This is a genomic window from Synechococcus sp. CCY 0621 (assembly GCF_019038465.1).
In the GTDB taxonomy this organism is placed as follows: domain Bacteria; phylum Cyanobacteriota; class Cyanobacteriia; order PCC-6307; family Cyanobiaceae; genus Cyanobium.
On sequence record NZ_JAFKRH010000027.1, the window covers coordinates 1 to 6,300 of the forward strand.

2 protein-coding genes are annotated in these 6,300 nt (G+C 61.0%); both read left to right on the forward strand.

Annotation, left to right across the window (positions count from 1 at the left end):
- Nucleotides 1–349 precede the first annotated feature (349 nt).
- On the forward strand, nt 350–1,921 hold the full coding sequence (locus KUG43_RS08590; RefSeq protein WP_216908114.1) for a photosystem II high light acclimation radical SAM protein: 1,572 nt from the start codon (nt 350–352) through the stop codon (nt 1,919–1,921).
- Between the two features lie 220 nt (nt 1,922–2,141).
- Nucleotides 2,142–6,300, forward strand: a 4,159-nt coding sequence (locus KUG43_RS08595) for a VCBS domain-containing protein (RefSeq protein WP_216908116.1), incomplete at its 3' end; no start/stop codon positions are given.

The window sequence follows — 6,300 nt, forward strand, 5'->3', positions numbered from 1 at the left end:
CGACATACAGACGGTTGTTGGTGGAGGTGACCCACTCACAGAACTGGTTCCACACCGAAGCGCCGGAGCGCTGCTGGAGAGTGGCGGTCATGAGTGCGAGAAAAGGTAACAACGGCCAGCGCGTGAACGCTGATCCGATGAAGGAGGTAGAGGCGGAATCCCACCTGGCGCCACTGTAACAGAGTGTTGCGGAGTGTGAGCGGCGCCTTCATGAAGAAAAGCTGTGCTTCGGTCCGCTCCCTCCGTCCGCGCCCTTGCCGACGCGTCCCAGGCGCTGAGTACGGGCCGGGCCACCGGCGGCCAGGAAGGGCTTGTTAGCGTCCGACCACACCATCGAGCCGCGCCAGCCGTGAGCGACCAACGGGTGCTGCTGGTGCGGCTGCCCTGCAATCCGATCTTTCCGATTGGCCCCATCTACCTGGCCGATCACCTGCACAAGTGTTTCCCCGCCCTGAGCCAGCGCATCCTGGATCTGGCGGCCGTGCCCTTGCTCGATGTCCAGCGGGTGCTGCTGGAGGCGGTCGACCAGTTCCGCCCCACCCTGCTGGTGTTTTCCTGGCGGGACATCCAGATCTATGCGCCGGTGGATGGCCGGGGCGGCAATCCGCTGCAGAACTCCTTTGAGGTGTTCTATGCCCGTAACCCCCTGCGACGCCTCCGGGGTGCCCTGGGGGGTCTGAGGCTGATGGGGGCCTACTACGGCGAACTGCGCCGCAATCTGGCCCTGATCCGTCGCGGCCTGCGGCGGGCGCGGCGCCACCATCCCGAGGCTCGGGCGGTGCTCGGTGGCGGAGCGGTGAGCGTCTTCTACGAGCAGCTCGGCCGGCAACTGCCTCCGGGCACGGTGGTGTCGGTGGGGGAAGGGGAACCGCTGCTGGAGAAACTGCTTCGCGGCGACGATCTGTCTGGGGAGCGCTGCTATCTGGCCGGGGAGACACCCCGTGCAGGGCTGATCCACGAACAACCCGCCGGGCTGGAGAAGACGGCGTGTGACTACGACTACATCGCCTCCATCTGGCCCCAGCTCGAGTGGTACCTCGACGGTGGCGATTTCTACGTCGGGGTTCAGACCAAGCGTGGCTGTCCCCACAACTGCTGTTATTGCGTCTACACCGTGGTGGAGGGCAAGGCTGTGCGAGTGAATCCGGTGGACGAGGTGGTCAAGGAGATGCGCCAGCTCTATGACCGAGGGGTGCGCGGTTTCTGGTTCACCGATGCTCAGTTCATCCCTGCACGTCGCTACATCGATGATGCCAAGCAGCTTCTGCGGGCTATCCAGGCCGAAGGACTTACAGACATTCACTGGGCGGCCTATATCCGAGCCGATAATCTTGATGACGAGTTGGCCGAGCTGATGGTGGCCACTGGCATGAGCTATTTCGAGATCGGCATCACCTCAGGTTCCCAGGAGCTGGTGCGCAAGATGCGCATGGGCTACAACCTGCGCACGGTGTTGGAGAGTTCGCGGATGCTGGCCCGTGCTGGCTTCCATGAGCATGTGTCGGTCAATTACTCGTTCAACGTGATCGATGAGCGTCCCGAGACCATCCGTCAGACGGTGGCCTATCACAGGGAATTGGAGCGCATCTTCGGCGCTGACAAGGTGGAGCCAGCCATCTTCTTCATCGGCTTGCAACCCCACACCCACCTGGAGCAGTACGCCTTTGAGCAGGGGGTGCTTACCCCCGGCTACAACCCGATGAGCATGCTGCCCTGGACAGCCCGGAAGCTTCTATGGAACCCAGAGCCCATGGGGCGCACCTTCGGCCGGATCTGTCTGGAGGCTTTCCGCCTCAACCCGGGCGACTTCGGCCGCACCGTGATGGATCTGCTGGAGCGCGATTACGGCGCGGCTCCTCTGGAGGAGGCCCTGCGGGCGCCCGTGGAGGGTCGCAAGGCCCTGGCGACGGCGGTGTTGTGAGCGCGCTCTCGCCGTCGACCGCCGATGCTGTGATGGCTGACTGCAATCGGTCCAGCCGTCAATCTTGCGGTTGAGTCCGCGGGCCAACCGCCGCCGGCACAACCATTCGCTAAGCAACTCCTAAGGGAAGGGCTTTGTCCCCAGCAGAACCAGCCAAACAGACTAACGTCAGCTGAGTGATGGCTTTGAGAGTGCTCTGAAGCGCTCGGCCCCCTTCCAGATGACCGCCACGCCCGCGCTTGCCACCACTACAGACACCGCCAGTCTTTCGGTCACCCGCTTCGCGGAAGGCCTGGGCTTCGTCAACAGCCTGACCCAGCTCGAGGATGGTTCGGTGCTTGTCACCACCACCGATGGGCCCAATCCCTTCGACGCCAGCCGTCCGTCCCGGCTGATCCGGCTGCAGGATGCCGATGGTGATGGCGTCGCCGAGATCCGCCAGCAACTGGCCGTCCTGGAGGGGCTGGCCACCAGCGTGGAGCGCGTCGGCGATCTGATTTTCGTCACCAGCACGGGTCGGCTAAGCACCACCGCCCCTTCCATCACGATCTGGCGCACCGGCACTGTCACCGGCAACCACGCCACCGATCCGCTGCAACTGGCCGGGAAACTCCTCTTCAACTTTCCCGCCGATTTTCTGCACACCACCTACGCCCTGGCGGCACGGACCAGTCCGCTGGATCCCGACAGCGTGGAGCTCTACTTCGGAGTTGGCTCCCAAAGCAACTCCATGTCCACCGATGCCACCCTCATGGTGGATCTGGTGTCAGGCAGCCCCAGCACCCTGTTTTCGGGTGGTGCGATGCCCCCTGATTCGATCCAGCGGGTGCTGGTGCGCGACAACGGCAGCAGCATTTCTGTCAGCGGCCTCACCACCATCGCCACTGGCCTCCGCAACGCGGCTGGCATGGTGATCGGGGCCGGCGGGGAGCTCGTTTTCCAGGACAACGGCATCGATGGTCCTGCCGAGGGAGGTGATGCCGGAACGGTGAAATCCGCCGACGAGCTGAACGTTGTCGAGGTCAGTGAACTGGGTCTCACGGCTCCCGACTTCGGCTTCAGTGAGGCGTATACGGCCTACGAACTCGGCAACGATGGCCAACCCGTCAGCATGGGTGATCAGAACCCTGCCTACAGGACACCGGTGGTGGTCTTCACCCGCCTGCCCGACGGAAGCAAGAACGAGGGTGCGGTAGAGATCGCCGAGGCACCGATTGGCTTTGCTGGTGCCTACCTCAACACGGTCTTCACGGCCTTTTTCGGTGGATTCGGCTCCCCCAACGATGAGAACCCTGTCGTCGCAGCCGACCTGATCACCGGGGAGACGTTCCATTGGATCTCGCCGAACGAGCTCCGGAATCCAATGGGCCTGTTGGCGGTCCCCAATGCCCTCTACCTCGCCGATTCCTACCTGAGCACCTTCAGCGAGGCAGGGGTTGTTTATCGCTTCACTCCCACGAATCCCAGCAGCTTCACCAGCGCGCCCGCCGTGCTGGCCGTGGCAAGCTCGGCCGTCACCATGCAATGGGGGACGAGCACCGATGCCATCACCGGGCTGTCCATCAGCGGCGGGATGGTGAACGGGAGAATGGGCTTGTCGGCCAGTCCACAGACCATCAGGACGGTGCCAAGGGCTGTTACCGCCGGGAATCCAGCCGCTGGGTTCAGCACGGATGTGGCCCTTGCAGGCCTGGATGCCGCTACCACCTATGCCTACACCGTGCAGGTGGGAAGCCAGAGTCGGCAGGGACTGTTCCAGACCCTGCCGGGTATCGCGCCCGCTGTGGCGGATACGACGTTGTTGGGTTCTGCCAGGGCTGATACGAGCTACGGGATGCTCGCAGGCCCCGGCGATTCCGTTTATCTCATGATTAACAACTACAACCAAACGTCGGCGTCGTCGGATGCGAACTGGGAAGTCAGGCAAATCGATGCTGCCGGCAACACCCTTTGGACCCATGCGGTGACGACGGCGGGCCAAGATCTGATTTACGATATTGTGGCAGGGTCTGAAAATTCTCTCTACGTCGGCGGTATCCAGAACGGCAATGATGGCTTCATCCGCCGACTGAATGCGAATGATGGCCTCCAGTTTCGACGTCAGAACGGTTCATTATTTGAGGACATTTCGTTTGTCGGGAATGGATACGATCTGGTGCACTCGCTCGCCGCTGCCTCGGATGGCTCCTATGTGGTAGCCGTTGGCTATACATCCAGCAGTTCGTTTCAGGGGGTGGCCAGTGCAGACAGCAACCTTGATGCGTTCATCAGCCTGGTTGGGCTGAATGGTGGCCCTAGCTGGACAAGACTGATTTCCAGCGGCAAAGAGGATGTGGGGATGAAAGTCGTAGTGAGTAAAGATGGCTCCAGTATCTACATGGTGGGCTACGGCCAGGATAGCAATGATGCAGATGCCTATCTGCGCAAATATGATCGTGCTGGTAACTTGGTCTTCTCCAAGGAGATCAGCAGCAGCGCGAAGGACTATGCCCAGTCCATAGCCCTTGATGCTGATGGAAATATTGTCGTCTCCGTGAGTACGGATGGCAATCTGTTTGGCCTGGCCAATCAGGGGCGGCGTGATGTAGCTGTGCTCAAGTTTGATACCAGCGGCAATCTTCTCTGGAGCCAAATCCATGGAAGTAGTGGTATCGACGAAGCTCGCGATCTAACGATCGACACCAATGGCTCAATCTACGTCTCGGGTCATACGGGTCTGGATAGAACTGCCGGTTCCCCAGGGCTGGGAGGCATGGCCACCTTTGGTGACGCAGACATCTTCGTGTCCAAGTTATCCGCGAGTGGCCAGAAGTTGTGGACCTACACCGCCGGCACGCCTGGTTCTGACCTTGGTTACGACGTTGTGGTCGCCTCCAGCGGCAAGCTCATCCTGACCGGAGAGACCAGTGGCGGTCTCAATGGCTCCACCACCATGGGAGGGGTCTCGGATGTCTTTCTGATCAGCTTGAACCCGGCAGAGGGTGAGCCGCTCAATCGCAATCCCGTTGCCACCTTCCGGCAGTCGCAGGCCATCACGGTCGGAGCCGGCCAGCTCTCCGGCCAGCTCACCTCAATCGATCCTGATCCTCTGGATCGGGCGTACTACAGCCGTATCGGAAGCAACGCCCCCGGTTTCTCCCTCCAGGAGAATGGCCAATGGTCGTTCGATGCGTCGGATCCCGCCTTTGCAGGGATTGCCACCGGGCAGAGCAGAACCTTGACGGTCGTCTACCGCGTGGATGACCGGGCTGCCCCCCCTCAGCCCGGCCTTCCGAACGGGGTGATCCGTGTAGGTGTTGGAGCAGGGTATGACCACCGCTCGATCCAGGCGGCCATTGATTCGGCCCCGGTTGGGGCAACGATTTCTATCGCTCCCGGCACCTACAGCGAATCGCTCACCATAGCCAAAGCTGTCACACTTCTGGGTGCTAACCAAGGACGGAGTGCCAACGATCCCCGGGCCCCAGAAACCATCATTGAAGGGTTTGTGGCTATCACCAAAGCCGCTGCTGATGTCACCCTGGACGGGCTCAGCTTCATGGGTAACTCTGCAGGGGTGAACATGCGCATTGAGTCCGATCGATCGCGCCTGGTGAATTCTGTCATTACCAGTCGAGCGCCTGTTGGCGGTTTCGGGGACTTTGCCTTTGTCCGCTATCTGCCTGATCCCAACGACACCGAGCCATTCTCCAATATTGTCGTTGAAGACAACTTATTCCAAGGGATTGTTGACTTTAATGCGACACCCGTGGTTCTGCAGATTGACCGTGCTGCGAACGCCAGCATCATGCGGAACGTCTTCAATAACACCGGGGGCGGTGGAAACATTGTTCTGGCCCAGAACTCAGGCTCCGTAAGGGTTGAGCAGAATCTGATCGTGGGAGGCGGTAAAGGCGTCGCTACCTATAACGGCGTCTTCCAGGATCTGTCGATCAAGAACAATACGATCGTTGAAACCAATTCTTCTGGCCTGGAACTCAACGAGGGATCTGATCTGCGCGGCGGCAGCATTGATGGCAACCTTGTGACGGGGAGTGGCGTCGACGCCACGGGACGGGGAGCGAGCCAAGGCCTTCGCTATGCCAATTTCTTCGTTGCAGGATCGGCGTTGCTCGGTTCCGGATTCACGGTCACTGCTAACAATGACTTCAGCCAGCGAAGCGGTAGCGTTGAATCTGTCATTGGATATTCGGGTGCGACTTCAAGCGGCGGTGTGAACAGGGAGTCAGGCGTTGCGAGCTTCTCGATCACCGTGATCGGCCCGGCGTCGCCCCCTCCACCGCCTCCACCGCCTCCACCGCCTCCAGCGGATACGTTCACCACCCTGGAGAGCCAGGGATCTGTGGCGTTGCTCCGCTCCACTGCCGGAGGTTACGCGG